We start from the raw sequence: 26,892 nt of genomic DNA, 5'->3' as shown, positions 1-26,892 counted from the left end.
TGAGGCGATTTGGCGCCAAACCATTGCTGATGCTGGGAAAAATGGCTCCCATCGAACGATACGTCAAGAACACTTTTGCCGCTATTTTTGCCAGAGTCTCGAAGAACAATATCAAGGTATCGAGCGCTCGTTAAAAGCGCGAAATTCGCTCAGCCTTCTGGGTCCGACGAATTTCTCCGAGATTCAGTATTTTATTTGAAAGCATCTACGGGCGGAGTTCGTAAGCGTGACCGCGACCGTGCCATTCGCATCAGGGCTGAAGGTGGGCCGCGGCCGTCTTTGAGGGAGCGTGCGGTGGCGCTGGCAAAACAAAAGGGAGAGGTTCGCGCCAAGGACCTTACGGCTATCGGAGTTCCTCGTTGCTATCTGACTCCCATGTGTGAAGAGGGGCTGCTCACAAAGGTCGGCTACGGCCGTTACCGCGTACCTCTCTCAAAAGGCGACTAATTCGGATCGCTCTTCTGATTTGTCCAGTCTCAAACTGCCGCTAGCGGGCAGTTTGAGCGGTGTTATCGGCATTGATCTTAATAGTACGGGCTTTTCCGGCTTCGAAGAAACCAAAACTGAGTGCTACGAGCGTCAGCGCATGAAAGACACATGAGCTTATCGCCGGCCAAGTGAGAAAAAAGTCATTCAACGCGGCGGACATAACGCGGGCTTCCGCGTCGATACCCGTCGAGGGCGCTGATGTTTTCGATCAGGGAACCGGTTCATAGCGATTTTGGTGGCTGTCCTGCTATGCCAAGCTAAGGTCTGATCGTAGTCGCCGAAGGAGGGGTAAATTGTCGACCTATTCCTGCGATCGCGGACAGGCCGAAGCGGTCAAGGGCAAAAGCGTTGCGCATCCGGGCTGGACCATTGCGGCGACCATGCTTGCCTCTAGCCTCGCCTTCATCGACGGATCAGTTACCAATGTCGCCTTGCCCGCGATCGGCAAAGAGCTTGGGGGGATGCATCCAGCCTGCCTTGGGTCATTAACAGCTATCTGCTGCCGCTGTCCGCTCTTCTGCTTCTCGGTGGGGCTGCCGGCGATCATTTCGGGCGCAAGCGCGCGCTGATCCTCGGCATCATTCTGTTCGCGCTCGCCTCGGTCGGCTGCGCCTTCGCGCCGGACCTGCCGTCCCTGTTCCTCGCACGGGCCGCGCAGGGCGTCGGCGCGGCAATCCTGATGCCCAACAGCCTTGGGATATTGGGCAGTTCGTTCGAGGGAGAAGCCCGCGGGCGTGCGGTCGGCACCTGGGCCGCGGCGGGCGCCATCGCCAGTGCTGTCGGGCCGCCGCTTGGCGGCTGGCTGGTCGACAGTGTCGGCTGGCGCGCGATCTTCTATCTCAACATTCCCGTCGCTACGGCCGCGATCATCGTGGCGTGGCACTATGTGGGAGAGAGCGCAAAGGGACAAGGACGGCTCGACTGGATGGGCGCACTGCTTGCGACGGCCGCGCTCGGTATGCTGACTTGGGCGCTGACGCTGTGGTCGAGCCGTCATGCCGCATCGTTTGACACATGGGCCGGTCTTGGCGGCGGCATCATGCTGCTCATTCTGTTCCTGATCGTCGAGCACCGGCTCGGCGACCGCGCGATGATGCCGCTTGCGCTGTTCGCCTCGCGTCCCTTTGTCGGGCTGACGCTTCTCACGCTGTTGCTCTACGGCGCTCTAGGCGGACTGCTGGTACTGCTGCCTTATCTGCTGATCGTCGGGGGCCAGTACAGCCCGACCCAGGCGGGGCTCGCGCTCCTGCCTTTCTCGATCGTCATCGGAACGGTATCACGCCTTGCCGAACGGATCGGACCGCGCTGGCCGCTGTCGATCGGGCCGATAGTCACCGGCGCAGGGTTCGCACTCATGGTCCGCGCCGATCCGAATGCGAGTTATTGGACCAGCATTCTGCCAGGCATGGCCGTGGTCGCGCTCGGCATGGCGGGCGCGGTCGCGCCGCTAACGACCGCTGTGCTGTCCTCGGTGGATGATCGGCACACAGGTACGGCTTCGGGCTTCAACAGCGCGACAGCGCGGACCGGCGGGCTGGTGGCGACAGCAATCGCCGGCGCAGTGATCGCGGTGCCTCGCGCCGACCTGACCGGTGCGTTTCAGGCGGCGGCGATCGTCGCGGCCGTTCTGGCCGTCGCCGCCGGCGTGATCGCGTTCCTTACGCTGGCAAAATCCAGCTAAGCGGCGTGCAGAGCTCTCCTCCTCCGATCGGCTAGCTCTTGGGCTTGTCCGACTGCGCTCGCCTCTTGAACCGATTGCGCATTCGATCCATCTGACCGTCGCCCTATTGTCAGATGAGAGATGTACGACCAATGACAGCCGACACCGTGAGCGCCCCTGAAACGCGTGCCTTCGAGGCCGATGTTTCCAAGCTCCTGCACATGATGGTGCACTCGGTCTATTCGGATAAGGATGTGTTCCTGCGCGAGCTCATCTCCAACGCGGCCGACGCGTGCGAGAAGCTGCGCTACGAGGCGATTTCGAATCCGGCCCTCTTCGGCGATGATCCGCAGCCGCGGATCACGCTGAACCTCGACAAGGAGGCCGGCACCATCGTTGTCGAGGATAATGGCATCGGCATGACCGCGGCTGACATGGGTGAGACGCTCGGCACCATTGCGCGCTCGGGGACCAAGGCGTTCATGGACAAGTTGGTGGCCGAAAAGGACGGAGAGGGCCAGCAGCTGATCGGCCAGTTCGGTGTCGGCTTTTACTCGGCCTTCATGGTCGCGGGTCGGGTCGATGTGGTTTCACGGCGCGCTGGTACGGATAAGGCGGCAAGCTGGTCGTCCGACGGTCAGGGCACCTACACGATCGCGCCGGTCGATGTAGCGGATGCGCCGGCGCGGGGCACGCGCGTGACACTCCATCTGCTCGACGACGCCAAGACCTATGCCGAGCGCTACACAGTGGAGCGGATCGTGAAAGCGCAGTCGGGCCATGTGCCGGTACCCATCTTCGTCAAGGAGCAGGGCAGCGAGGAGGAAGAGCACCAGGTCGCCGATGGCGCCGCGCTCTGGACCAAATTAAAGTCGGAGATCAGCGAAGAGGATTATGCCGACTTCTACCGCAGCGTCGCCGGCCAGTTCGATAAGCCCGCGCTGACCCTCCATTATCGTACGGAGGGCCGCCACGAATATTCGGTGCTGACCTTCATTCCCGAGACCAAGCCGTTCGACCTGTTCGATCCCGATCGCAAGGGTCGGATCAAGCTCTATGTCCGCCGCGTGTTCATCACCGACGAGGCCGAGATCCTGCCGCGTTACCTGCGCTTCGTGCGCGGTCTCGTCGATTCTGCCGACCTGCCGCTCAACATGTCGCGCGAGATGATCCAGGACAGCCCTGTGCTGTCCGCCATCCAGAAGGGTGTGAGCAACCGGGTCCTGTCCGAGTTGGATAAGCTCGCGGGCAGCGAGCCTGAGCGGTACGCCGCGATCTGGGAGAATTTCGGGGCCGTCCTCAAGGAGGGTCTCTACGAGGATTTCGAACGGCGCGACCAGCTGCTCGGCCTTGCCCGGTTCAAGAGCACGACGTCGAACGGCGGGTGGCGATCGCTCAAGGACTATGCAGCCTCGCTCAAGGAAAACCAGACCGCGATCTACTATGCCACCGGCACGGACCTCGAGCGGATCGCGCAGTCGCCGCAGCTCGAAGGGTTCAAGGCTCGCGGTATCGAGGTGCTGTTGCTCCCTGACCAGGTCGACAGTTTCTGGACGACCATCGGCGTCGACTATGAGGGCAAGCCTTTCAAATCCGTGACCCAGGGCGCGACCGACCTCAGCCTCATTCCGCTCACGGAGGGCGGGGCTGCCTCGGAGGCCCATGCCACCGAGGAAGTCAGCGACTTCATTGCCTTTGCCAAGCGAGTCCTGGCGGACCAGGTCTCGGACGTTCGCGTGTCCGATCGGCTGACGACCAGCGCAGTCTGCATCGTCGCGTCCGAGAACGCGATGGATCTACAGCTGGAGAAGATGTTGGCGTCGGCCGGACGCGCGCCCGAGCGGGTCAAGCCCGTGCTGGAGGTGAATGCGGGCCATGCGCTGATCGCGAAACTGGGCGAAGCCAGCGGGAGTGAAGAAGACCGTAGCGACCTGGCGTTCTTGCTGCTCGACGAGGCGCGGATCGCAGAGGGAGAGCCGCCGGCTGATCCACGCGCCTTTGCCGAGCGCCTTGAGCGCCTGATGGCGAGGGCGCTCGTCTGACGGCAGGTCGAACGTCGGTTCCGGCCGGAGCCGATGGCGATCCTCCTATGCTCTCCTTAAAGGTGGGATTAGGCGGTCCGCTTACTCGCAGGATAAAGATCGATGCGATCGGCATCCGGCAGGATCGCGTCGATCAGCAGCGATCGATGGCAACCGGCTGGCTCGCGTTCGAAGCAGAGGAGGGCGGTTGGCCTCTCTTGCGCCATTTCGACCAATTGCGCGCCCTGAACGATCGCTTCAGGCAGGTCGAGCTGGCCGAAATAGACTTCCGCCAGGCGCGCATGATTGCCCTTGCGCGCGGCCTCCCGGCCTTCGGGCGGCGTGCCCAGCGCCTTGAGCCCGATATAGTCGATACCCGCGTCACTGAGCCCCGCCGCGAGGATATTCTTGGAGAAGCCGGGCCTACGCGACAGCGGAACGGCGCGAATATCTGCCAGCAACGTGACGCCCGCCTCCTTCAGGGCCGCGATAAGCTCGGCCTGGGTCGCGCCCTCATATCCGATTGTGAAGATCTGCATGCGACCCAGATAGGATGACGGTCTTTCGATTACACGGGCTTCCTCGATCGATTGCGCTTGTCGCGGATACTCGCCGGACCAGTTTCGGCTGCTGCGCGTTGTTTGACCATGACAACCGATCGTCTGGAACGGTCCGGCGGATGCGCGTGCGGCGCGCTGCGCTTCGTTGCGAGCGGCACGGCCGTGCGCGTCGGCCTGTGTCATTGCCTTACCTGTCAGAAGGCGCATGGCGCGCCCTATCTCGCCTTCGCCGTCTTTCCGCGCGGGGCGGTCGACCTGTCGGGCGCGCATGCCGGATGGGAGAGCAGCGCCGGTTATCACAGGCTATATTGTCCGGCGTGCGGATCGCGCTTTGCCAACCTGGCAGGCGACGAGATCGAGCTTCCGGTCGCGAGCTTCCACGATGCGTCAGGGCTCGACCCGCAATATGAGAATTGGACCATCCGGCGGCTATCCTGGGTCGCACCTCTTGCGGTTCCCCAATTTACGCGCGATCGGGATAGCTGAATGGGCAAGGAGGCGCGCGTGCGGCAAGAGACGACGATCCTTTCAATCGATACGCCGGGCCAGGGGCTGCACGAGGTGACCGATCCGATCCTGCGGTGGGTCCAGGAAGGCGGGATCGCAGAAGGTCTGCTGACGATCTTCTGCCAGCACACGTCCGCATCGCTGCTCATCCAGGAAAATGCCGCGCCGGCCGCGCGCCGCGACCTGGAGGCCTATTTCGCGCGGATCGCGCCCGAGGATCCGGTGCGTTACGACCATGACGACGAGGGACCCGACGACATGCCCGCCCATCTGCGCGCGGCGCTCACGCAGGTGCAGCTTTCCGTCCCAGTGATCGACGGCGCGCTGAGCTTGGGAACATGGCAGGGCATCTACCTGTTCAAACATAGGCGCACGGCGCACGCCCGACGGCTTGCCCTCCATCTCATGGGCGAATGACTGGCAGAACCGAAGCTGGAGATAGGATGATGGCCGACACGGGCGATGTACGGAATAACGAGGCGGAGGGACGCTATGAGCTGGCGGTCGACGGACAATTGGCGATCGCGGCCTATGACCGGCGCGAAGGTGCGCTGGTCTTCACCCATACGCAGGTGCCCGAAGCGCTCAAGGGGCAGGGCGTCGGCAGTCGCCTGGTCAAGGCCGCCCTCGCCGACGCCCGCGCGCAAAACCTCAAAGTCGTGCCGCTGTGCGAATTTGTCGCGGCCTATATCGAGCGTCGTCCTCAAGAGCAGGATCTGCTGGCGCTCGACGCGCCCGGATGAGCGCTCGGGGCAAGCCGAGACGCAGCCGCCCTAGAGGCCGAGCTTGTCGAGCGCGGCCGTCAATTCGGCGGCGGCTGCCGTCCCGTCTTTTGTCGTCAGGCGGTTCAGAATCGTCTGCACGCGCTTCTGGGCGACCTGGATCGTCTTGTGCCGAACCTCGCGGGTCGCATTGGTTCGCCAGGAACGGCTTTGGCCAAGCAATGCTGTCCATTTGGCTTCTTCCGCGGCCAGGACGGATAAGGCGAGGCGAAGGCCGTCACGGCGGCCATGGTCGTAATCGTCCGGCATCAGGGGCATCCAGAATATAGGCATTCGCCGCTCGAAGCGGTACTGATACGCCAGTTCATGGCGCGCGGCGAAGCGTCAGGCGCGTCAACTCGGACGGGCGACGAAGGCGCAGGGCGAAACCGGGCCAGATGCCGGTACCGTTGTTGACATAGAGCGTCATGCCATCGACAACGTAGGAACCCGACACGAACCCAGCATTTCCGCGTGCCACCAGCCGGTCGAGGTTGGGCATCATCCCGCCATGCGTATGCCCCGACAGTTGTGCCGCGACGCCGCGCGCAGCGGCACGGCGGGCACTGCGCGGCTGGTGGTCAAGTAAGAGAATGGGGACGCCGGGCGGGCCTTCCGCAAGCGCGGCGGCAAGGTCCGGCTTGGGCTGCCCCGTCGCGGGCGCTGACGCGTCGGTGACGCCGGCGAGCATGAGGCGCGCGCCACCCCGTTCCAGGATCGCGTGGGCGTTGGCGAGGATGCGCATGCCCAGGTCGGAAAAATGCTGCATCCATTCGCGATAGCCTAGAAAATATTCATGGTTCCCAGGGCTCATATAGACACCGTCCTTGGCGCTCAGTGCGCCCAAAGGCGCCACATCCGCGCGGCGCATCGCCAGCGAACCGTCGATCACGTCGCCCGTCACGACAATGAGATCGACGTCCAGCGCATTGACGCGTTCGACGACCTTTTGTGTCCATGCTTTGGGAAACAGGCGGCTGATGTGGAGATCGGTAAGCTGGACGATGGTGTAGCCTTCGAACTCCGATGGCAGGCCGCGGATATGAAGATCGACATCCTTGAGCGGCGGAACGCGCACGGCATTGAGAACGCCGATCGCGGCCAGAAGGCTGGCGGCCGCTGCCATCGCATAGCGGACGGCGTTCGGCACCGCAGGCGCCTCGCCCGGTAGCATCCACATGGCTAAAATCGTCACATCGAGCAGCAGCTGGAGCAGCGCGAGGAACAGGATGGCGCCGCTGGCCCAGTTGAAGAGAATGACGATGCCGCGCGGGAATTCGGGCGCGAACACCGAACCCGACGACAATCTGCTCCAAAAGTGAAATTGCGATGCGGCAAGGAGCAAAGCTGCCACCGCGACCTTGGCCAGAACCGGGGCTGCCAGGGGCCACAGGAACTGGGTGATGACCAGGATCGCGGGCAGCGCAAAAATGAAGTGGACGATGGGGCGGCTCCGATGAGCGGGCTGAGATGGCGTGCGGGCACGCTCCGCAGTTCAAGGTGGGAAGGCGGGACCTGTTTGGCAATGGGATGAGCCCGCCGGGTCGGCGCGAGTTTCACGGTTACGACCCTTCGCGCTTAAGAGGGTAAGGTGGCCAGCGCTGTTTGACGGGCAGAGCAAGCCCAGGACGCAAGGTTCAACCTGCGTCACCGATAGCCCTGTCAAGAAGGGGCTCGTCACTTTGATCAGGATCAACGCAATTCTGTCCATTCGTTCAGGATCGTCTGCAGAGACTGGGACGTTGAGCGCGTAATTCGATCAGGAAGGATTTCCATGCGCCACCACCACCTCGTCGCGCGCAATTTTACCCAGGACCGCAAGGTTTCGAGGAGAGGCACTGGCAGTTTTGCGATGACGATCCTCTTTGCGTCCGCGTCAATGTCCACCGCCTTCGCTCAACAAGGCGACGGAACGCATGTCACGATGTCGACGACCATCTTCAAACCCGCCAAGGTGCCGGCGACGCCCGAACGCATCGCGTCCATCAAGGCGCCCCCGGGCTTTACGGTAACCGCCTTTGCCACCGGCCTCAAAAACGCCCGTGTCCTCGTCGTTTCGGCCGTTGGGACGGTCTATCTGACGCGTCGCGATCAGGGCGATGTGCTGATGCTGAAGGACGCCGATGGTGACGGTCGGGCGGACGGCATGCCCGTGACCGTCGCCAATCGGGCAGGTATGCACGGTATCGCGATCCATGGCACGAAAATGTACCTGGTGACGGTCAAGGAGCTCTTCGTCGCCGATATCATGGGCGACGGCACACTCGGGCCGCTGACGATGCTCGCCGGCGATCTTCCCGACGCGGGGCAGCATGCAAACCGTACGATCGCTTGGGGCCCGGACGACATGCTGTATCTCAGCGTCGGTTCGACTTGCAACGTCTGCAACGAAAGCAATCCCGAGAATGCGACGATCCTGCGTATATCGCCCGACGGCAAGAGCCGGACGATCTTCGCAAGCGGCCTGCGCAACACGATCGGTTTCGACTGGGACCCCAGGTCGGGTGAGCTGTGGGGCCTCGACAACGGCATCGATTTTCTGGGCGACGAGGATCAGCCCGAGGAGTTGAACCGCATTGAGGCCGGCAGGGCCTATGGCTGGCCCCATGCCTATGCCGATGGAAAAATCTATCCCCAGTCGACGCCGGTGGGCGAGATCACCAAGGAGGAGTGGAAAGCGCAAAGCGTTCCGATGGTGCTGGGCTACGATGCTCATGCAGCGCCGATGCAGATGCTTTTCTACAAGGGCGCCTCCTTCCCGTCGGACTATAATGGCGACGCTTTCGCGACGATGCGCGGTTCGTGGAACCGGGAACAGCCATCGGGTTACAATATCGTTCGCATCCGCTTCAATCGCGGCACGGCGACGGCAATCGAGCCGTTCGTGACCGGCTTCCTGACCGATGGCGGGCAGACGCATATCGCCAGGCCCATGGGCCTTGCGGTCGCGAAGGACGGCTCGCTGCTGATGGCGGACGACGCCAATGGGGTGATCTACCGCATCGCTTATGGAAAAGGCCGGAAGAATGCGGTGACGACGATGGCGCCGGCGAGTGCGATGGTTCGCCAGACGGGCAAGGGAACCGATGTGCCGCTGGCCCTCGCGCGACCCGAAACATCGGCGCGGGGAGTAATCGGTATCACATCGGCGACGATCCAGCCTAATGGTGCGATCCCGATGAAGCATAGCGACTATGCCGACGGCGCGTCTCCCGCGCTACGATGGAACGCCGTGCCCGGCGCGCAAAGCTATGCACTTATCGTGGAAGACCCCGATGCCAAGCCCGCGTCGCCCTTCGTCCACTGGGTCGCCTGGAATGTACCGGCCTCCGTCACGGCGCTGCCGGAGGGCGTGCAGGAACAGCCCCGGCTGACCGAGCCGGACGGCTTGCTGCAGGGGCGAACCACGCGCGGGTCGACCGGCTATTATGGGCCGCGTCCGCCGGTCGGCGATCCGCCGCACCATTATCATTTTCAGATCCTGGCGCTTGATCGGATGCTGACGGTGCCGGCGGGCGCGGATCGCGACGCGGTGCTGGCGCAGGCGAAAGGCCATGTGATCGCCAAGGGCGAACTCATCGGAACCTATGCCCAGACAGTGGCACCACCCAAATGAAGGCGCTGGAAAACCTGACGCAAGAGGGTGCCCGGCTGGTCGATGAACTGGTCGATCGCCACGGCGTCAGCCGTGAGGCCGCAGCGACGCTGCTACAGGCGATGGCGGCAGGTGGCGGTAATCAGGCGCAATTCAACCATGCCGAATTGGGAGGTCTCGGACAATGGTCGCGCGGCGGCATGCTGATGATCGGCGACATGTTTAATCATTGCCTCCAGGCCAGGGTTGCGGCTCTGGCGGAGGACCTTGCGACTGCCCTACAAGCCGATGTCTCGGCCCTGACGCGCATTACCGCATCGGACATGTCTGCGTCGAGGGAAAGCGGCCGATGGCCGGTTGCACTGGGTAACCCGGCTTCGAGCGGATCGCAGAACGACATGCATTATGCGGTTTTCCCCGCAATGCATCGCCTTGCTATTGAGAGAGGCGGGCAGATCACGCTCTATGATACGGCCGATCACCAGATTATCGGGTTCGGCCAGCAGCAGGGTGACGGTCAGTCGCTCACTCTGACCACTCAATATGGTCTCGTCCGGGTGGACAGCCTTGCGGTCGTGTCGACGGACGGCCGATCGATCGGCGAACTGGCACCTGATGAAGGCGGGCCTTCGAGGAATGGCACAGCCGTCGCCGGGGTTCATGCGAAGCCGCGAGCTGCTGCCGCCGAACCTGACGGCGGCATCGTCGCGACGATCGAAGCGCTCGCCGGACTGCACGCAAAGGGCATACTGACGGACGACGAGTTTTCGGCCAAGAAGGCAGATCTGCTTTCGCGTTTGTGATCCGGCATAGCTTCCTGTCCTTGCGGTGGAACTTCCCGGAACCACTACGCGCTGTGCCGAGAGAATGACCTGAACGAAATCTTTGCGGAGGCCTTCAATTTGAGTGAAGCAAGCTGGAGCGATACGACGAAGACTCCCGCAATCGATTGGTCAATCAGTGCGGGGCTCGAAAATGTCGCGCGTGGCGGACAGGATATTGCCGAGGTCACCAACCTTGAAGGCGCGGTGCGGGCATGGTTGGCGCTCGATCAGGAGCATCAGAAGGAGGCCAGGTTGACGATCGAGCATCCGATCCTGCTCGATGGTATCGCAATGTCTCACTTCTCGGGTCTGACTATCGCGGCTTTGGCTGAGCACTTGCCCCCTCAAACCAGCCGGGCGTGACGCGGGCGGGCGACCGCGTGGATCCGGAGGAGGCGCCTCGTCTCGACGCCCACCAAGGCGACGGGGTCGTGCGCGCAACGACGCGGATGGAGGCCTTCGCCGACGCGGTGTTCGCCATCGCGTTCACCATCCCGGTGGTCGAGGTGGTTATTCCGCATGCCGACAAATTCTATGGCGCCAAGCTGCTTGAACTATGGCCCACCTATCTTGGATATGGCCTCTCGGCGCTGGTAGTTGGCATATATTGGGTGAACCATCATTTCGTTGGCGCGATCTACCGCACCGCTGGGCATCGTTTTCTGCTCGCGACCCTGCTATTCTTGGCTGCGGTCGGCTTCATCGCAGTGCCGACGCGTGCCTTTGCCGAGAATATCCTCGACCAGGACGCTCGGATCGCGGGCGCCCATTTCTATGTTTGCGCACTCTCCTTCGCGTCGCTGTGTTGGTGGCTCAAATGGAGGGTCGGTATCGCGCAGGGCGAGATCGACGAGCGTTTGGAAGCTGGCTATGTTCGGCGCCTTAACGGACGCTACGCCGTCGCCACGCTGCTTATGACCGCTGCTATTCCGCTCGTGTTTGTACGTTGGGAGGCGGGACTTGCTCTGGCAGGCATTGTGACGCTCTCCTCCCTGCGAACCCCTGAGACGCCGCAATATCGAAATGCTTCACCTGAAATCGAGGGGGAGGGGTGACAAGGCCACTTGCCTCCTCATGCAAAGTCGGGCGACAGTGCGGGTTGGTACGGCTTACCATCGTTCATCCCTTGCTATCACCGACAGGTTGTAGGTCGAACAGCTCGGAGGGACGCAGTTCATGCTGTAGCTGGTCCATGCTGCACTGATTAGGCGCCTTGTCCGGGCGCCACCGCACCAGCGCTGTCCCGTGCCGGAAGCGATCGGCTGTGACCTGATCATACTGTACCTCGACGACAAGCTCAGGGGCGAGCGGATGCCAGGGGCTCCCCTTGCCGTCGTTCCATCGGCTGGGGCCTCCAGGCGCCTTCCCGGTGAAGCCTGGTACTTGGATCAGCGCCTCGAGCCTTTTTGTCAGAGCCGCCTTATCCTCATTAGCCAGCGCCGACGTGAAACCGACATGGTTGAGATGTCCGGCATCATCATAAAGTCCCAGCAACAGAGACGCGACCTCTGGGCCGCTCTTGCTGCGCCTGAAACCGCCGACGACGCAATCGGCCGTACGGTGCCGCTTCATCTTGCGCATGGCGCGTGCGCCCGGCTGGTACCCTACACCCAATGACTTGGCGATCACGCCATCAAGCGCGCCGCCGCTCTTTTGAAGCCACCAAGTAGCCTGGCGTTCATCCCCTGTCGCTGGCGAGAGGAGCAATGTCAGATTGACCTCCTGGGCATGGAACCGCTCGATCGCCGCGCGGCGGTCTTCAAGCGGTGCTTCAGTCAAGCTGCGCCCGCCCAGCGCCAGGCAACCGAACAACATCAGCTTGGCCGGCGTCTCGACGGAAAGCTTCGTAATTCGGCTTTCCGCAAGATGTAGGCGGGCCTGGAGGGCATCGAAGGATAATATCTCGCCAACGGGCAGGATCAGTTCGCCATCGACGACGAAATCGCGTTCATCGGTTGCCGCCAGTACTGCCACGATTTCTGGAAAATAGCGCGCGAGGCTCTTGCCCGACTTCGACATGATCTCGATCGCGTCGCCAAAACGCGAGGCGATTGCGCGGAAGCCATCCCATTTGGGTTCATATTGCCACCCAGGTCCCGGCGGAAGCACGCCGACGAGCTTTGCTTCCATCGGCGGCGTTGCCGCAAGCGGGTGCGCCTTGGCCATGAACGTTCCCCCGAAATGGGCGTCAGCTTTTCAGATAGGCTTCGACAGCCGACGCGCTGTTTTCCACCAACGCGCTGTGTTCTCGTCCGTTGCAACAACCGAGCAACTATTAGCGGGAGAGCGACTGCGAGTGGAACGGGCATACCGGCCGCGGGTTGAGCCACGCATTGGCATAGGAGACGATCATGGCAGCACGACCTTATTGGCGAGGCCAGATCCGGCTGGCGCTGGTTTCGATCCCGGTCGAAATTTATTCAGCGACCAAAAGCGGCGCGACGATCGCCTTCAACCAGATTCACGAGCCCTCAGGCAAGCGCATCAAATATGAGAAGGTCGTGCCCGGTATCGGCCCGGTCGATGTTGAAGACATCGTCAAGGGCTTCGAATATGCCAAGGGCGAATATGTCCTCCTCGACGAGAAGGAGATCGAGGGGGTGAAGCTCGAGAGCAAGAAGACGCTCGAGCTCACCCAGTTCGTCGATAGTCACGAGATCGACGCCATCTATTTCGAGAAGCCCTATTATGTCGTGCCCGCCGACGACCTCGCCGAAGAGGCCTTCATCGTGCTGCGCGAGGCATTGCGCCGCAGTCACAAAATCGGTCTTGGACAGCTCGCCATGCGCGGCCGCGAATATGTTGTCAGTATCAAGGCCTGCGGGCGCGGCCTGGTCATGGAAACGCTTCGCTATGCCGACGAGGTCAACAAGGCGGCGAGCTATTTTCGCGAGATCGGCGACGCCGATCCCGACGAGGAACTGCTCGACCTGGCCACCACGCTGATCGACAAGAAGACCGGCAAGTTCGATGCGAGCGAGTTTCACGATCGCTATGTCGACGCGCTGAAGGACCTCATCGAACGCAAGAAAAAGGGCAAGACGCTCAATATCGATGACGACAGCGACGCAGGCTCCGATCCGCGCGGCAGCAATGTCGTTGACCTGATGGCGGCACTCAAGAAATCGATCGGGCCGGCGGGCGGCGCGGCGGGCGCCAAGACATCGGCCAAAAAGCCGGCCGCCAAAGCTGCCGCGAAGTCTGAGAAGGCGGCCGCGGCGAAAGCCCCCTCCAAGACGCCGGCAAAAAAGCGGGCTTGAGACGTGATCGATATCGTTCGCGCCTCTAGCAACGACGATGATGATGCTGCCTTTGCGGAGGGCGCCATCACCTTGTGGAGCAATCTGCTCGCGCTGATGGGCACCCATCTTATGGAGACGGGTACCCCGCGCCAGGACGTGCTCGACATGCTGACCATGCTGCATGAAACCAACGAGGAAACGATACGCTCGGCCCGCGCGCGGGCGATAGCCGGCCGCCATCTGATGTCGGTTTATCGGGTGTTGGGCGAAGCATGAAGATCGTCAGGCATTTGGGCCGAAGCGTCGCCGCTCCGGATCGCGGCGGCACTGGAAACGTCCCTTGATCTGTTCGTTGAAGAAGGCGCCCGCGGAACTGGCTTTGCAGAGCGCCTCGAAGATGGTCGCGGGCACCTCATTATAGAGATATTTGCCCGTCTGCTTGAACGAGACGCTCAGGACGCGCGCATCATCGTCAAATGCGACACGGTCGATCATCGATGAGGTCTTGATACGGCAGGCACGCATGCCGGCTCAGCGTGCGGCGGACTCCGCCGTTCCCGTGCATGCGGCGAAGCGAATCCCTTGCGCGCCCAAGGGAGTCATGGCGAGCCAGCAGCGCCTGCCATGCCGTCTGAACCGGCGCCCCGATTGCGGGTTATGAAGATATGCCCGACGAGACCATCGATCAGAGACTGCGCGAAATGGCGGAGCACCGCGGTTTCAAGCTCGTCAAATCACGCCGGCGCAAGCCCGGCTCGGGAGATTATGGCAAGTTCGGGCTGACGCAGGCGGATGGAAAGCCGCTGCTCGGGATCGGTGAGGCCGGGCTGACGGCATCCGCGAGCGATATCGAAGCCTATCTGCGCAAAGGGTCTGTGAGCACGTGGAAGGCCTCGGCTGAAACTGTGCCGGCCCGTGCCGCGTCAAAACCGGATAGATCGATGGGGCAGGATGACGATGTCGAAAATGCGCCCGTCATCCGGCCTCGGCGCAGGAACGCTGCCATCCGCAAATCAGACTTCGGAGGTGCAACGTCTGGAAGGCAAGCGGCGCAATCCACCGGGGAGCAAAAGACCGATGTCGAACAGCGAAGCCGTTCCTCGAAGAGCGGCGGCGGGCGGTCGCAGATGGAGGCGAGGCCCAATGTCCGTGCTAAAACCGATGCTTTGTCTCCGCCTCCGCCCGCGCCTGCGCCGAAGCTCGACATTCGCTTTGTGAGGCCGGGCGACGCCGCCGGGCTGGCAAAGCTGTTGCGGCAGCTGGCACATGTCGACATCGACGAGCCTGGAATAGCGCGCAATCTCCAAGGGGCCCGCAAAGCCAAGGGTGGCATGGTCGTCGCTGAACTCGGTATGCTGGTCGGATGCTGCGCCTGGGCATTAGTGCCCACGATCCAATACGGGCTGATCGGGCGTATCACGATGATCCTGGTCGACGAGGATCACCGTCGCCACGGCATTGCGGCAGACTTGTTCAAAGCGGCCTCCGGCGCCCTCAGAAAAGCGGGATGCGCGCGCGTGGAAGCGATGAGCGATATCGAGATCAGGAACGCGCACGGTTTCTTCAGGACCTTGCAGTTTGAGCAGACGAGTTACCGGTTTGCACGGGACCTCGATGTAGATGGCTGAAACCGATCCGTCAGTTTGACGGTTTGGGGGCGGAACGAGTCCCTCAATCTGCGGATTGAAGCGCAAAGGGATCGGACCGCATCAGCATGGCAGGCAAGCAGACCAAGACAGCAGACGACAGCCTCGCCACCTACCGGGCCAAGCGGGACTTTGCGCGCACCGCCGAGCCTGCGGGCGCGGAGCTGCCAAGCACCGGCAACGGCTTCGTTGTCCAGAAACATGCGGCAAGCCGCCTCCATTATGATTTCCGCCTCGAGCTTGATGGCGTGCTGGTCAGCTGGGCGGTGACGCGGGGCCCGAGCGTCAATCCGGACGACAAGCGCCTTGCTGTCCGGACAGAGGATCACCCCCTCGATTATGCCCGTTTCGAGGGAACGATCCCCAAGGGCGAATATGGCGGCGGGACCGTCATGCTCTGGGATAATGGCACATGGGAATCGATCCCGGGCAAGGACCCGCGCGAGACGCTGCCGGAGGGACATCTTCATTTCATCCTGCACGGCCGGCGCATGCAGGGCGAATGGATATTGTTTCGCCTGAAACCACGGGGAAGGGAGAAGGGCGAGAACTGGATCCTGCGCAAGGTGAACGACGCGTTCGCAGGCGGCTCGGATGACCTTGTGGGTATCCATCTGACGAGCGTCGATACCGGGCGCACGATGGACAAGATCGCCGCCGGCAAAGCCGTGCGCAAGAGAAAGAGCGCGAAACCGGCGGCGAGATCTGCAAGTCCGGTCAAGTCAGCCAGGAAGCGAAAGGCGGTCGGTACGCTTCCCCCGTTTCAACCGGTGCAGCTCGCGGCACTGGTCGACCATGTGCCCCCGGGCGACCGCTGGATCCATGAACTCAAATATGACGGCTATCGCACGCTGCTGGCGATCGGTGGCGGGGAGGGGCGGGCCTATACCCGTTCGGGGCTGGACTGGTCGGACCGCTTTGCCGGACTGATCGGCGATGCCACTGGTCTGGACGCGGAAAGCGCGCTTATCGATGGCGAGGCGGTCGTGATCCTGCCCGACGGGCGCACCAGCTTTCAGGCCCTGCAAGCGGCGCTCAAGGGCGATCCCGGCAAAATCGACTATGTCGCATTCGACCTGCTCGAACTCGACGGAGAAGATCTGACACAGCGCCCGCTGTTGGAACGCAAGGAGATGCTGGCGGCGCTGATTGGCGAGGGCAGGGGCCATCTGCGCTACTCCGATCATATCGTCGGACGCGGCGAGGAACTGTTCAAGAGCTTCTGCGGCGCAGGTCTCGAGGGCGTCATCTCCAAGCGTGTCGATGCGCGCTACTCCGGGTCCCGGTCCGGCTCCTGGGTGAAGACCAAATGCGTCCGCCGGCAGGAGTTCGTCATCGTCGGCTGGACGCCTTCGGACAAGCAGCGCGGCTTTCGCGCGCTTCTCTTGGGCGTCAACGAGAAGGGCAAGCTACGCTTTGCCGGCAAGGTCGGAACCGGCTTTACCGGCGACGAGATCGAGCGGTTGATGGCATTGATGGCGCCGCTGGAGCAGAAGACAGCGACGGTCGAGGCGCCCCGCGCCGCTGTCCGCGGCGCGCATTGGATCAAGCCGAAGCTGGTCGCCGAGGTGGCCTATATCGAGTTCACGGACGAAGGCGTGCTGCGCCACTCGAGCTATCTGGGGTTACGCGAGGACAAGAAGCCCGAAGCCGTGATACTCGAGGTGGAAGCGCCCGTTGCTGAGGCGCCGGCCGCGACCAGCGGCGTCAAGATCAGCAATCGCGACCGCGTGATCTTCCCCGAGGGAACGCTCACCAAGGGCGAGCTGGCCGACTATTATGAGGCAGTGGCTGAGATCATGCTGCCCTGGGCGGGAAGCCGGCCGATCAGTCTGGTGCGATGCCCACAGGGCCGCGACAAGAAATGCTTTTTCCAGAAGCATGACGCAGGAAGCTTCGGCCATGACGTCAAGCAAGTCGGAATTTTGGAGAAGGACGGGCACGAGGAGCCCTATCTGTTTGTCGACACGCCCGCCGGACTTCTCACTTGCGTCCAGATGGGCACCATTGAGTTCCATGGTTGGGGCGCCCGCATCGAGGATGTCGAAAAGGCCGATCGGCTGGTATTCGACCTCGATCCGGACGAGGGCTTGGATTTCAAGGATGTCGTCTCCGCTGCCTTCCATCTCCAGGATGTGCTGGGACAGATGGGACTCGTCACCTTCCCGATGGTCACGGGTGGCAAGGGCGTGCATGTAATTGCGCCGCTGACGCCGACGGCGGAATGGCCGCAGGTTAAGGATTTCGCACATCGTTTTGCGGTGGCGCTGGCCCAAGCCAACCCCGAAAGATTCACCGCGGCACTTGCGAAGGCGAAGCGCACGGGCAAGATCTTCATCGACTATCTGCGCAACCAGCGCGGCGCGACCGCCGTCTTGCCCTACAGTGCGCGTTCCCGGCCCTTTGCACCGATTGCCGTGCCGCTAACTTGGGAGGAGTTGCGGGACCTCGAAAGCCCCGACCGATGGCATATCGGCGACGCTGCCGAGATGCTGAAGCGGGCGGCCTCAAAGGATTTGGCGCATTGGGGCCGCGCCGATCAAGTCCTGCCTGACCTATAGCTTGCGACCTATGACATGAGCGGCTGAAGCCGACGCGCCCCAGTGCGAAAGCACCTTCTCATCCTCCGCCTTTTCATTACGGTCGGGCGTCACTGCGGTCGCTCTCGGGATAGTCTTCGGGTTCCACGGTCCCGACCGAAGGACGGTCTTCGACATCTTCCTGCCGATTGCTTCCCTTCGTCCGGGGATCGAGATCATCCTCGTTCGGGCGGACGTCTCCGGCGGGCCCGCGGCGGGGAAGCTCCTTGGACTGACCATTATGCGGATCGAGCCCATTTTCGTTTCCGGGCATATTCTTTCTCCTTGTGCGCGATACTGGCGGAAAACCTATCCAAGGCGCAGCGTAACAAGCAATACGGTCGCTGATGAGTTTCATCTGAGGTGCGAAGTTGATCTGGATGAGTATGATTTTTCAGGAGCTATTTTAGGGTCGCATGCATTGTCGCCCGCATGACAGCTTCGATTGCATTTGTCGGCGCAGGTCCGACAATGATCTACACGCTTCACGCATTGCTGAAGCAAAAGCCGCCTTCGTTCCGCCTGACCATCTTCGAAAAGCAAGGCATCGTCGGCCGCGGGACGCCCTATCGTCCGGGATGGAACGACCCGGCCATGCTCTCCAATATCGCCAGCATCGAGATCCCGGCGCTTGAGGAGACGCTGTTCGACTGGTTGAGCCGACAGCCCGACGAGCGCCTGGCCAATCTCCAAATTGCACGCGGTGAGATTAACGAGCGCTCCTTCTATCCACGCGTAGCCCTGGGCGAGTATTTCTGCGATCAGCTCGAGGCCATGATCGCGCGGGCAGAGCGCGCCGGTGTCGATGTTGCCGTGCGCACGCATTGCGCGGTGATCGATGCCGTGGGAGGCTCCGAGGGCATGACGCTTATCGCTCAGCCCCGTCGCGGCGCGGCTTTCGAGGAGCAGTTCGACCATGTGGTCCTGGCTACGGGACATCAGTGGCCGGAAGAGCCGGAGGTTCGACCCGGCTATTTCCTCAGCCCTTGGCCGGCAACGGCGTTGGCTCAGGTTCCGCCCTGCAAGATCGGGATTCGCGGATCATCCCTCAGCGCGATCGATGCCGCCGTTGCGCTGGCTGTGACGCATGGCGCCTTCGTAGAGGACGATGCCGGCGACGTCGCCTATTGCCCGTCGCCCGGCACAGATGATTTCCATATGACGATGCTGTCGCGCAAAGGCCTGCTCCCTGAAGCGGACTTCTATTTTCCCATACCCTATGCGCCCTTGTCATTCTGTACGGCAGAAGCAATCGAGGCGCTCGTGGCGGACCAGCGGCCGGATCTTCTCGATCGGGCCTTTGGCCTCTTCAAACGGGAGCTGGAAGTCGCCGATCCGGGCTATGCCGACAAGATCGAACTGCATAAGCTCGATATGGAGGCATTTTGCGACAGCTACTTTGCCGACCGGATCGCGACCGATCCCTTCATGTGGGCCAGGGCAAATCTGGAGCAAGCACAGCGCGACTACGCACGGCGCTACACGGTGCCTTGGCGCTACGCGATCCTGCGCATGCATGAGGTGATCCAGGAGTTGGTACCGCATCTGAACGACGAGGAGTTCCGACGCTTCTCGCGCCATTTCAAGCCGATTTTCGTCGATGACTATGCCACTGTTCCCCATGTATCCATCAAGCGCATGCTGGCGCTTCATGCGGCTGGAAAGCTGTCCGTCATGGCAGTGGGCGAGGGGTACCGGATCGACAGTCATAGACCCGAGAGCGGCGCCGTGCTGGATTTAGGATCCGAACAGACACATTTTCCCGTCTTTATCGAGGCAATGGGTCAGAGGGCGTTGTCTACAAAGGATTTTCCCTTTGCGGCGCTCCGCGATCAAGGGATCATTCGCGATGTCGCTCCTGACGATGCGCCTGGTCCGACCAGGGGGATCGTGATCGACGATCAGTTTCACCCGGTTTCGCCCGACATCCCGGCCGATCAGCTATTTTGCCTAAGCCTGCCTTTCCTCATGGGGCGGCATCCCTTTATCCAGGGAATTACCAGCGCTCATGAAATGGGGCTCGTCGTGGGTGAAGAGCTTGCCAAGGCGATCAGGCGCAACGGGGTCGAATTTTACGCTCTTCCCTCGGCAACCGAGGGACGGTCCGCCTGGTGATGAAGCTCTTCGCCATCTATGTCGGTGGGGAGTTTCCCGGCGCCAATATCGAGATCCATGACGTGCGTTTCGTGGTCGCCAACAGGATCGAGGAGACGCACGCCGAACTCAGGCGTCAGTGGTGGGGCATCCCAAAGAGCCTGCACATCGATTGTTGGGCGGAAATCACCCACGCCGATGGTTATGATGTCACGCTCCGTCCGGAGCCTTTCACCGGGATGGAGAGGCTTTATTTCGTTAATCTGGGCGGTTACGAGCCGGGAGAATTTGCCGAGCGGCACCGCAATCTCTTCGTGGTCGCCGACAGCGAGCCAAAAGCAAAATCGCGAGCGCTAAAATCGATCAGACACTGGAGCGATCCCCATCGCGACGATCTGTACGAGGCCGAGCAGGCCTTCTGCCTCAGTGCAAGATCGGGTGACACAGGTCTTCACGTTCATCTGATACCCTGTTCTCAACCGCATGGCCCCAATTTTGTCTGCCAATATATTCCGATCAGGAAGAATAGTTGATCCATGTTTCAAATCGGTTGGTTCGACTGTGATCTGTTCCGCATGATCAGTGCGAATTAGTCTGCTTTCAATCCTCAAAGTGGAGCAAAACCCCTTCTGATGCGCTTTACACCTGTCATGACCAAGCATGACATATGCCGACAGGAGATATTCATGGGCATCAAAGGTGAACTCAAAGAAGCCGCCGGTTACGTGAAGGAAGAAGCTTACGAGCACGGCAATTCGGCCGAAGCGAAGGAAAAGGCTCAGGAAGGTCGCGATCTGCGCAACGAAGGCCGGATCGAAGATGGCAAGGCGCCAAAGACGACCAAGCCGGGCACCGACAACTGACATGCACGCCCCCGCCGTGCGCGGGGGCAATCGTCGCTGAGGGGCAGCTATCTTGCAGGCCGTCGGGTTTGACCTCTTTTTCTAGGCATCGCTTTCGCACTGTAAATCCAGTTTTCCTGAAACCAGTTGAGTGTTCATGCGCTTATGCCGCCGCATTCTCATAGCGGACCCACCAAATTTCTGTCGGAGCCTCCACCATGCTGATCCGTGCCGGCTATGACCTCATGTTCGAGGCTTATGCTCCCACGCCGCTGATTTCGATGTTGAGCGTCCGTCCCGAGCGATGGAACGATCTGCAGACGACCCACCGTCTGGTCAGCGATCGTGCCATGGGTATGGAAGATTATCGGGACGTGTTCGGCAATATCTGCACGCGCATGACATTGCCCGCCGGGCGCTCCACCATAGCCTGCGATTTTGTGATCGCAGACCCTGGAACCGTTGATCGCCAAAGCCCGGAGGCCGTGCAGCACCCGATAGCGGAACTTCCTGCGGACATTCTCATGTATCTCGTCGCGAGCCGCTATTGCGACACGGACATCCTGTCCAACGAGGCTTGGTGGCTCTTCGGACACATTCCGCCCGGCTGGCAGCGGGTTCAGGCAATCGTCGATTTCGTGCACAGCCATTTGACCTATGGCTATGCCTATGCCCGCTCGACCCGCACCGCCTGGGAAGCCTATCAGGAGAAGGTCGGCGTGTGCCGGGACTTTGCCCATCTGGCAGTGGCGCTGTGCCGGTGCATGAACATACCCGCCCGCTATTGCAGCGGCTATCTGGGCGATATCGGCATAGACCCCGTCGACGTCCCGATGGACTTTCATGCCTGGTTTGAAGTCTATCTGGGCGGGCAATGGCATAGCTTCGACGCGCGGCACCGTGTGCCGCGGATCGGACGGATTCTTATGGCCTGCGGTCGCGATGCGGCCGATACGGCGTTGACGACGGCATTCGGCAATGTGCGCCTTGAAAGCTTCAAGGTGCATACCGACGAGGTGACGCAAGTGCCTTTCGAGCAGAGCCCTGCCGTCAGGCTCGCTGCGTAACCGTGATCGAGGCCCGCGTAGGTCCGTCAGATCACAATCGCATGGCATCAAAAGCCTTCATCCTGAGGGATTCCCGCTGGCATGATGTGGGTACAGCGTTATCTTTGGACACATGTTCGATCGTCGGACCTTCCTGATTGCAAGTGGCGCAGCACTGATCGCGGCGCGCGCGCCAGACCTGCTCGAGCGCGCTATAGCGCGTGCAGGTGGGGACCGGGCTTTGAGACGCGCCAGGATCCTCCAATGGTCGGGGGCTGCAACGGTTACGGCAGGCGGCCGCACGGTGGAGATCGATATGGTCACGCATGTCGAACCCTTTGTGCGCGCCAGGTCCGATAGCTGGCTTACAAGCGAAGGGCCAACGCACAAACGCTCCCTCATCGTCGAGGGCGAGCAAGGCTGGATTGAGCGGAACGGGCAACGCAAGCCAATGCCTGCCGCCATGCTCGCGCACGAGCGGGCGCAATATGCCATCTACGGCTTGATGCGCCTTGTCAGTTTGCAAGATAAGGACGCGTCATGGGCGCCTGGTTTTTTACCCGACCGCCTGATCGCCCGCCATCCCCTGGCTCCTGAAACGATATTGGGATTTGACACGGACGCACGGCTCGCCTGGGCCACCAACCGCATTCCTGCCGTGAACGGGTCTGCCATAGTCGATCAGCGCTTCGAATTTTCCGGGGAAATGGAAAACGGCGGCGTTCGATGGCCGCAGCGGCTCACCATCGCCGAGGGCGGCGAACCTTATTTCGACCTCCGTCTGAAAAGTTTCGCCGTGCAAAGCTGACCGCGTGGGTCTGCTGCGCTATAGCTCATCTCTCTTAGAGAGACCCTTTGCCCTGCGACTGCGACCTCTTGTCATGGGATCTGGCTTTTTGGGACGCACCCAGCCCGCTGGCGGGCGTACGCGCTGCTGGCTCGTACCCAGACCCATCGCACCAGGCTGCTGCCGCTCAAGACCCTGTGGGTCGATATCCGTTGCGGGCTGATCGCCGCCGGCCCGCACGAGGCTGATCATGTCGCGCAGACGGGCGGCTTCATCGAAATTCAGCGCCGCGGCAGCTGCGTCCATGGCGTGTCTCAATTCTTCAAGCCGAGTCACGATGATATCTTCCAGGCTGCCCGCTCGATCACGCGCGCAGACTGTCTGGGACGATGCCGCCATTTTCGGCCAGCTTGGCTATGACTGCGCGTTTCGCGTGATCGCGGGCACTGATTTCATCTGATCGCGGGCAGCGATTTCACGGGAAGCCGGGCACCTATTTCACACGATCGCGGGCACTGATTTCGCGCGATCGCGGGCAGGCATGACCAACGAACTGCAGTTACTCCGCCTCCTGAAACACAGGAGGATTGGAATGCCGACAGGACGTTTGACCATGCGCCGTATTCGCGACGTTTTGCGATTGAAGTTTGCCCAAGGGCTGAGTGAGCGGGCGATTGCGTCCTCGCTTGGGCTTGGGAAAGGGAGTGTGGGCACGTACCTGCGGCGCGCCCGGGATGCTGGACTGGGCTGGCCCCTGCCGGAGGGGCTGGATGATGACAGCCTTGAGCTGCTGCTATTCCCGAACGCTTCAGACGTGGCCGATCCAGACCGGCCAGTTCCGGATTGGGCCGTAATTGATCAGGAACTGCGCAAGCGCGGGGTCACGCGCATGTTGCTGTGGCAGGAATACCGGGCACAGCACCCCCACGGATTTGGCTACACATGGTTTTGCACCCACTTTGACGCGTGGAAAGGCCGTGTACGGCCGAGCATGCGGCAAACGCATGTGGGCGGCGAAAAGGTGTTTGTCGACTTCTCCGGCGACACGATCGAGATCGTTGACCCGGCAACCGGTGAGGTGAAAGCGGCCAAGCTGTTCGTCGCAGCGATGGGGGCCTCAAGCTATACCTACGCCTTGGCTGTTGCCAGCGAAGGGCTGGAGGATTGGATTGCGGCCCATGTGGGGATGTTTGCCTATCTGGGCGGTGTGCCGAAGGTGGTCGTACCCGACAACCTGAAATCGGCTGTGATTAAGCCGGACCGCTATGATCCCGGCTTGAACCGGACCTATGCTGAAATGGCCGGGTACTACGGCACAGCAATCCTGCCGGCGCGCGTGCGAAAGCCAAAAGACAAGGCCAAAGTCGAGGTAGCCGTGCAAGTCGCCCAGCGCTGGATCCTGGCAAGGTTGCGCAATCGCAGGTTCTTCTCACTAGCCGAGCTGAACACTGCCATCCGGCCATTGCTCGACGAATTGAACATGCGCGTCATGCGTGACTATGGCGCCAGTCGCGCTGATTTGTTCGCCACATTGGATCGTCCGAACTTGCAGCCGCTGCCCGCCGATCCCTATGTCTTTGCGCGCTGGAAACGGGCCCGTGTCGCCCCCGATTATCACATCGAGGTAGATCGCTGCTGGTATTCTGTGCCGTTCAACTTGATCCGGCAGGACGTGGACGCGCGGGTTACTCATGCCACGGTAGAAATCTTCCATCGTGGCAAACGCGTCGCTAGCCATCTGCGCGATCCCGGACGGCGTAGTCATGTCACGGCGGCCGAGCATATGCCGTCGGCGCACCGCCGCTATGCCGAATGGTCCGCGACGCGCATTCTGAACAGCGCCGCAAAGCTGGGGCCCTCCGTGGCTGCGTTTTGCGATATCGTAATGCAGGACAGGCCGCACCCCGAACAAGGCTTCCGAACCTGCCTGGGCGTGCTGTCGTTGGCCAAAAGCTTCGAGCCCCGGCGGATCGATGCCGCATGCCGCCGGGCCGTCGCCATCAAGGCCCGATCGGTCGCATCCATCCGCTCGATCCTGAAGACCGGTCTTGATCAGGCTTTCCTGGAACCAGACCCCGAAGAGCTGCCGCTGCAACACCGCAACATCCGCGGCCAGAACTATTACCACTGACAGAGGAGATTACTGTTGCTGTCCCATCCCACTTGCGACCGTCTGGAGGCTATCGGGCTTTCCGGTATGGCAAAGGCACTTCATGAACAGCGGCGCGTTGGCGCGACGTTTGAAAGCCTCAGCTTTGAAGAAAGGCTGGGATTGCTCGTCGATCGCGAAGCTGCAGAGCGTGACGCCAAGAAGCTGGCTACGCGGTTACGTTTTGCCGCCCTGCGCCACGCGGCCTGTGTTGAAGATATCGACATGCGCAGCCCTCGCGGCATTGATGTCGCGGTGATGGCGCATCTGATCGATGGCAGCTGGATCAACCGGCACGAAAATTTGCTGATCACAGGGCCAACAGGGTTGGGCAAAAGCTGGATCGCCTGCGCACTGGGCAACAAAGCTTGCCGTGATGGTCGCCGGGTTGTCTATCATCGCGTGCCCCGCCTGTTCCAGATGTTGGCCATAGCCAAAGGCGACGGACGACATGCCCGCGTTCTCAAAGCCATCGAACGTACGGAACTGCTCATCCTTGATGATTGGGGGCTCTCAGTCCTGACGGCAACAGAGCGACGCGATCTGCTGGAAATCCTCGACGATCGACAAGGTCGGGGCTCCACCATCGTCACCAGTCAGCTTCCGGTGGATCAATGGTTCGAGGTTATCGGCGATCCCACCCTGGCAGATGCGATCCTCGACCGCCTGGTCCACAACGCTCACCGCCTAACCCTGAGCGGCGACAGCATGCGAAAAAAGATGAGCACCATGAAATTGCTTGACCAAAGCCTTCAGCCCTGACTCAATAACACCCGTTGGCCAGCCTGCCCGAGGGCGCGAAATGGCTGCCCGCGATGCCGTGAAACGCGTGCCCGAGATCGCGCGAAATCACTGCCCAACTTCCGCGAAATGCGCATATGACGGCTCGATGAAGGGCAATATTCTGCTCCGCGCTGCCGTCTTCGCCGGCATGCACATTGAGTTCTGCGGCCAGCTCCTTGCGCGCGACAAGGCTTGAATCGAGGTCCAACAGCTTGAGGAGATCGACGATGGAGCTCTGATAATTGCCTCCGCCACCCTTCATGTCCGCCATCGCCGCAAGCACAGCGCCAACATCTACCGCCGGGGCAGCGGCGCGGGGGTGGCCGCAGGGGGAGGGGGCGCGGCACCCGTGGGGCTCGGCGACGCAGGATGCGACGGAGGGGCGGGCGGTGGAGGAGAGGCTGGCGCTGCGGCTTTCGCGTCGTGATGGAAAATCTTGTCCATGATCTTGCCGAAGATGCCCATGCTTTGCCTTTCAAATACAGCGCGATGGCGTGACGATCACGCATTCTCGTCCTCAACGGCACAATAGAAGGAAAGGTCCCTCGGAACGAGGCAGCGCGACGACTGTTGAATCCCCATCGGTGACCCGCCGACGGGAGACAGATAATGAAGCGCAGCATTCTCATGACCGTGTCGGTGGCCGCGTTGGCGCTGGCATCCTGCGGCAAGAAAGCCGATCCCATGGTCGACAATAGCAGCATGAACACGCCGAACGCGGCGGCCGCACAAAGCGTGCCCGCGATGAGCGCCGGTCAGGCCTTTGCCAATGCCGCAGCGGCCAGCGACAATTTTGAGATCGAGACCTCCAAGCTGGCTGCCGGCAGCGCCTCGTCGGCCGCGACAAAAGCCTTTGCCCAGTCGATGATCAAAGCCCACACGGACTCGACGGCAAAGCTCAAGGCGGCGGCTGGCGGGGCCGTGCCGGCGATCACGCCCGACCCGACGCTCACACCAGAGCAGGTTCAGACGCTTGAAGCGCTCAAGGGCAAGGAAGGCGCAGCGTTCGACGCGGCCTATGCCGATGCCCAGATCAGCGCGCATCAGATGACCCTCGACACGTTGAAGGCCTATGCTGCGAGCGGCGACGTCGCCTCGCTCAAATCCTTCGCCTCGGCACTGGTGCCTATCGTGACGGCGCATGTGAACATGGCCAAAGGGCTGAAGCGCTAGGGGCCATCCACTTCAGTCCCGGTCCTGAGAGCATGTCTCGGCTCCGGCTCGAAATCGCCTGGCAGCAATGCCGGTGCGTACGCTCACTGTCGATATGGAACGTTGCCGATGCGTTCGCACCGTTGATGCCGGGC

28 protein-coding genes and 1 pseudogene are annotated in these 26,892 nt (G+C 61.7%); 22 read left to right on the top strand and 7 right to left on the bottom strand.

From position 1 onward, the window contains the following. Positions 1-782 precede the first annotated feature (782 nt). The 3 genes from SBA_RS16040 (at position 783) to htpG (ending at position 4,191) form a co-directional block, all read left to right on the top strand. Positions 783-1,058: a hypothetical protein gene (locus SBA_RS16040; RefSeq protein ID WP_261935144.1), complete on the top strand. Its 276-nt coding sequence runs from the start codon at positions 783-785 to the stop codon at positions 1,056-1,058. Continuing rightward, positions 962-2,170, top strand: coding sequence for an MFS transporter (locus SBA_RS16035; RefSeq protein ID WP_315975814.1), 1,209 nt, complete (start codon positions 962-964; stop codon positions 2,168-2,170). The genes SBA_RS16040 and SBA_RS16035 overlap by 97 nt, the downstream gene beginning before the upstream one ends. Positions 2,171-2,301: 131 nt before the next feature. Beyond that, positions 2,302-4,191 carry a molecular chaperone HtpG gene (gene htpG, locus SBA_RS16030; protein ID WP_261935143.1) on the top strand — a complete coding sequence of 630 codons (1,890 nt, stop codon included), beginning with the start codon at positions 2,302-2,304 and terminating at the stop codon, positions 4,189-4,191. A 68-nt stretch (positions 4,192-4,259) separates the two neighbouring features. Here htpG and SBA_RS16025 read toward each other — a convergent pair whose 3' ends face one another. Beyond that, on the bottom strand, positions 4,260-4,709 hold the full coding sequence (locus tag SBA_RS16025) for a DUF488 domain-containing protein (RefSeq protein ID WP_261935142.1): 450 nt from the start codon (positions 4,707-4,709) through the stop codon (positions 4,260-4,262). 108 nt (positions 4,710-4,817) lie between these two features. Between SBA_RS16025 and SBA_RS16020 the strand changes: the two genes are divergently transcribed. From SBA_RS16020 to SBA_RS16010, 3 genes are read left to right on the top strand one after another with little or no spacing between them, the layout of a single operon-like run. Beyond that, positions 4,818-5,216 (top strand): GFA family protein, encoded by a 399-nt coding sequence (locus SBA_RS16020; protein WP_261935141.1) that lies wholly within the window; start codon positions 4,818-4,820, stop codon positions 5,214-5,216. 18 nt (positions 5,217-5,234) lie between these two features. Further along, a complete protein-coding gene (locus SBA_RS16015; RefSeq protein WP_261936762.1) occupies positions 5,235-5,654 on the top strand; it encodes a secondary thiamine-phosphate synthase enzyme YjbQ in 420 nt (139 codons plus the stop codon). Between the two features lie 26 nt (positions 5,655-5,680). Beyond that, complete coding sequence (locus SBA_RS16010; protein WP_261935140.1) at positions 5,681-5,980, top strand: GNAT family N-acetyltransferase; 300 nt, start codon at positions 5,681-5,683, stop codon at positions 5,978-5,980. Between the two features lie 30 nt (positions 5,981-6,010). Here SBA_RS16010 and SBA_RS16005 read toward each other — a convergent pair whose 3' ends face one another. Both SBA_RS16005 and SBA_RS16000 read right to left on the bottom strand, forming a co-directional pair. Then, positions 6,011-6,268: a hypothetical protein gene (locus tag SBA_RS16005; protein ID WP_261935139.1), complete on the bottom strand. Its 258-nt coding sequence runs from the start codon at positions 6,266-6,268 to the stop codon at positions 6,011-6,013. Between the two features lie 55 nt (positions 6,269-6,323). Beyond that, on the bottom strand, positions 6,324-7,304 hold the full coding sequence (locus tag SBA_RS16000; RefSeq protein WP_261935138.1) for a metallophosphoesterase: 981 nt from the start codon (positions 7,302-7,304) through the stop codon (positions 6,324-6,326). A 618-nt stretch (positions 7,305-7,922) separates the two neighbouring features. On the opposite strand from SBA_RS16000, the gene SBA_RS15995 reads away from it, so the two are divergent. From SBA_RS15995 to SBA_RS15980, 4 genes are all read left to right on the top strand, one after another. Next, positions 7,923-9,614, top strand: coding sequence for a YbhB/YbcL family Raf kinase inhibitor-like protein (locus SBA_RS15995; protein ID WP_261935137.1), 1,692 nt, complete (start codon positions 7,923-7,925; stop codon positions 9,612-9,614). Continuing rightward, complete coding sequence (locus tag SBA_RS15990) at positions 9,611-10,396, top strand: SHOCT domain-containing protein (protein WP_261935136.1); 786 nt, start codon at positions 9,611-9,613, stop codon at positions 10,394-10,396. Before SBA_RS15995 ends, SBA_RS15990 begins: the two co-directional genes overlap by 4 nt. Positions 10,397-10,495: 99 nt before the next feature. After that, positions 10,496-10,780, top strand: coding sequence for a hypothetical protein (locus SBA_RS15985; RefSeq protein WP_261935135.1), 285 nt, complete (start codon positions 10,496-10,498; stop codon positions 10,778-10,780). Between the two features lie 68 nt (positions 10,781-10,848). Next, positions 10,849-11,472, top strand: coding sequence for a TMEM175 family protein (locus SBA_RS15980; protein ID WP_261935134.1), 624 nt, complete (start codon positions 10,849-10,851; stop codon positions 11,470-11,472). A gap of 64 nt (positions 11,473-11,536) precedes the next feature. Here the strand turns inward: SBA_RS15980 and SBA_RS15975 are convergent, their stop codons facing one another. Next, positions 11,537-12,583: an ATP-dependent DNA ligase gene (locus tag SBA_RS15975; RefSeq protein ID WP_261935133.1), complete on the bottom strand. Its 1,047-nt coding sequence runs from the start codon at positions 12,581-12,583 to the stop codon at positions 11,537-11,539. Between the two features lie 185 nt (positions 12,584-12,768). Here SBA_RS15975 and ku point away from each other — a divergent pair, with 185 nt between their 5' ends. Continuing rightward, positions 12,769-13,677: a non-homologous end joining protein Ku gene (gene ku, locus SBA_RS15970; RefSeq protein WP_261935132.1), complete on the top strand. Its 909-nt coding sequence runs from the start codon at positions 12,769-12,771 to the stop codon at positions 13,675-13,677. A 3-nt stretch (positions 13,678-13,680) separates the two neighbouring features. Then, positions 13,681-13,935: a hypothetical protein gene (locus tag SBA_RS15965; RefSeq protein WP_261935131.1), complete on the top strand. Its 255-nt coding sequence runs from the start codon at positions 13,681-13,683 to the stop codon at positions 13,933-13,935. Positions 13,936-13,941: 6 nt separating this feature from the next. Here the strand turns inward: SBA_RS15965 and SBA_RS15960 are convergent, their stop codons facing one another. Then, positions 13,942-14,154: a KTSC domain-containing protein gene (locus SBA_RS15960; protein ID WP_261935130.1), complete on the bottom strand. Its 213-nt coding sequence runs from the start codon at positions 14,152-14,154 to the stop codon at positions 13,942-13,944. Positions 14,155-14,324: 170 nt separating this feature from the next. Here SBA_RS15960 and SBA_RS15955 point away from each other — a divergent pair, with 170 nt between their 5' ends. The 7 genes from SBA_RS15955 (at position 14,325) to SBA_RS15925 (ending at position 22,674) form a co-directional block, all read left to right on the top strand. After that, complete coding sequence (locus SBA_RS15955; protein WP_261935129.1) at positions 14,325-15,287, top strand: GNAT family N-acetyltransferase; 963 nt, start codon at positions 14,325-14,327, stop codon at positions 15,285-15,287. An 86-nt stretch (positions 15,288-15,373) separates the two neighbouring features. Next, positions 15,374-17,866, top strand: a complete 2,493-nt coding sequence (ligD, locus tag SBA_RS15950; RefSeq protein ID WP_261935128.1) for a DNA ligase D — start codon at positions 15,374-15,376, stop codon at positions 17,864-17,866. A gap of 489 nt (positions 17,867-18,355) precedes the next feature. Further along, positions 18,356-19,999 (top strand): FAD/NAD(P)-binding protein, encoded by a 1,644-nt coding sequence (locus SBA_RS15945; RefSeq protein WP_390902350.1) that lies wholly within the window; start codon positions 18,356-18,358, stop codon positions 19,997-19,999. Next, positions 19,999-20,511 (top strand): DUF1543 domain-containing protein, encoded by a 513-nt coding sequence (locus SBA_RS15940; RefSeq protein WP_261936761.1) that lies wholly within the window; start codon positions 19,999-20,001, stop codon positions 20,509-20,511. The genes SBA_RS15945 and SBA_RS15940 overlap by 1 nt, the downstream gene beginning before the upstream one ends. Before the next feature lie 153 nt (positions 20,512-20,664). Further along, positions 20,665-20,841 (top strand): hypothetical protein, encoded by a 177-nt coding sequence (locus SBA_RS15935; RefSeq protein WP_261935126.1) that lies wholly within the window; start codon positions 20,665-20,667, stop codon positions 20,839-20,841. A 197-nt stretch (positions 20,842-21,038) separates the two neighbouring features. Further along, positions 21,039-21,887 carry a transglutaminase-like domain-containing protein gene (locus SBA_RS15930; protein ID WP_261935125.1) on the top strand — a complete coding sequence of 283 codons (849 nt, stop codon included), beginning with the start codon at positions 21,039-21,041 and terminating at the stop codon, positions 21,885-21,887. A 295-nt stretch (positions 21,888-22,182) separates the two neighbouring features. Further along, entirely contained in the window at positions 22,183-22,674 is a 492-nt protein-coding gene (locus SBA_RS15925; protein WP_261935124.1) for a hypothetical protein, read from the top strand. Between the two features lie 18 nt (positions 22,675-22,692). Here SBA_RS15925 and SBA_RS15920 read toward each other — a convergent pair whose 3' ends face one another. Beyond that, complete coding sequence (locus tag SBA_RS15920) at positions 22,693-22,959, bottom strand: UvrB/UvrC motif-containing protein (protein WP_390902349.1); 267 nt, start codon at positions 22,957-22,959, stop codon at positions 22,693-22,695. A 286-nt stretch (positions 22,960-23,245) separates the two neighbouring features. On the opposite strand from SBA_RS15920, the gene istA reads away from it, so the two are divergent. Together istA and istB are read left to right on the top strand one after the other, a co-directional pair. Continuing rightward, positions 23,246-24,784 carry an IS21 family transposase gene (gene istA / locus SBA_RS15915; protein ID WP_007200412.1) on the top strand — a complete coding sequence of 513 codons (1,539 nt, stop codon included), beginning with the start codon at positions 23,246-23,248 and terminating at the stop codon, positions 24,782-24,784. A 15-nt stretch (positions 24,785-24,799) separates the two neighbouring features. Beyond that, on the top strand, positions 24,800-25,564 hold the full coding sequence (istB, locus tag SBA_RS15910; protein ID WP_006956108.1) for an IS21-like element helper ATPase IstB: 765 nt from the start codon (positions 24,800-24,802) through the stop codon (positions 25,562-25,564). A gap of 1 nt (position 25,565) precedes the next feature. On the opposite strand, the pseudogene SBA_RS15905 reads toward istB, so the two are convergent. Then, a pseudogene (locus tag SBA_RS15905) lies at positions 25,566-25,910 on the bottom strand (DUF3597 family protein); the annotation flags it as partial. Between the two features lie 284 nt (positions 25,911-26,194). On the opposite strand from SBA_RS15905, the gene SBA_RS15900 reads away from it, so the two are divergent. Then, positions 26,195-26,758, top strand: a complete 564-nt coding sequence (locus tag SBA_RS15900; protein ID WP_261935122.1) for a DUF4142 domain-containing protein — start codon at positions 26,195-26,197, stop codon at positions 26,756-26,758. Positions 26,759-26,892 lie beyond the last annotated feature (134 nt).

Source organism: Sphingomonas bisphenolicum (assembly GCF_024349785.1).
In the GTDB taxonomy this organism is placed as follows: domain Bacteria; phylum Pseudomonadota; class Alphaproteobacteria; order Sphingomonadales; family Sphingomonadaceae; genus Sphingobium; species Sphingobium bisphenolicum.
The sequence above is the reverse complement of the archived record's forward strand: the minus strand, read 5'-3'. Positions and strand labels throughout refer to the sequence as shown.

Coding starts and splice junctions, on each gene's coding strand:
- SBA_RS15945 (WP_390902350.1), top strand. CDS start 18,356: ATGATCTACACGCTTCACGCATTGCTGAAGCAAAAGCCGCCTTCGTTC.
- SBA_RS15995 (WP_261935137.1), top strand. CDS start 7,923: ATGTCGACGACCATCTTCAAACCCGCCAAGGTGCCGGCGACGCCCGAA.
- SBA_RS16020 (WP_261935141.1), top strand. CDS start 4,818: ATGACAACCGATCGTCTGGAACGGTCCGGCGGATGCGCGTGCGGCGCG.
- istA (WP_007200412.1), top strand. CDS start 23,246: ATGCCGACAGGACGTTTGACCATGCGCCGTATTCGCGACGTTTTGCGA.
- SBA_RS15975 (WP_261935133.1), bottom strand. CDS start 12,583: ATGGCCAAGGCGCACCCGCTTGCGGCAACGCCGCCGATGGAAGCAAAG.
- SBA_RS15925 (WP_261935124.1), top strand. CDS start 22,183: ATGGTCACGCATGTCGAACCCTTTGTGCGCGCCAGGTCCGATAGCTGG.
- SBA_RS15960 (WP_261935130.1), bottom strand. CDS start 14,154: ATGATCGACCGTGTCGCATTTGACGATGATGCGCGCGTCCTGAGCGTC.
- SBA_RS15935 (WP_261935126.1), top strand. CDS start 20,665: ATGGGCATCAAAGGTGAACTCAAAGAAGCCGCCGGTTACGTGAAGGAA.
- SBA_RS15940 (WP_261936761.1), top strand. CDS start 19,999: ATGAAGCTCTTCGCCATCTATGTCGGTGGGGAGTTTCCCGGCGCCAAT.
- htpG (WP_261935143.1), top strand. CDS start 2,302: ATGACAGCCGACACCGTGAGCGCCCCTGAAACGCGTGCCTTCGAGGCC.
- SBA_RS15955 (WP_261935129.1), top strand. CDS start 14,325: ATGCCCGACGAGACCATCGATCAGAGACTGCGCGAAATGGCGGAGCAC.
- ligD (WP_261935128.1), top strand. CDS start 15,374: ATGGCAGGCAAGCAGACCAAGACAGCAGACGACAGCCTCGCCACCTAC.
- SBA_RS15900 (WP_261935122.1), top strand. CDS start 26,195: ATGAAGCGCAGCATTCTCATGACCGTGTCGGTGGCCGCGTTGGCGCTG.
- SBA_RS15920 (WP_390902349.1), bottom strand. CDS start 22,959: ATGGACGCAGCTGCCGCGGCGCTGAATTTCGATGAAGCCGCCCGTCTG.
- SBA_RS16005 (WP_261935139.1), bottom strand. CDS start 6,268: ATGCCGGACGATTACGACCATGGCCGCCGTGACGGCCTTCGCCTCGCC.
- SBA_RS16025 (WP_261935142.1), bottom strand. CDS start 4,709: ATGCAGATCTTCACAATCGGATATGAGGGCGCGACCCAGGCCGAGCTT.
- SBA_RS16010 (WP_261935140.1), top strand. CDS start 5,681: ATGATGGCCGACACGGGCGATGTACGGAATAACGAGGCGGAGGGACGC.
- ku (WP_261935132.1), top strand. CDS start 12,769: ATGGCAGCACGACCTTATTGGCGAGGCCAGATCCGGCTGGCGCTGGTT.
- SBA_RS15990 (WP_261935136.1), top strand. CDS start 9,611: ATGAAGGCGCTGGAAAACCTGACGCAAGAGGGTGCCCGGCTGGTCGAT.
- SBA_RS15930 (WP_261935125.1), top strand. CDS start 21,039: ATGCTGATCCGTGCCGGCTATGACCTCATGTTCGAGGCTTATGCTCCC.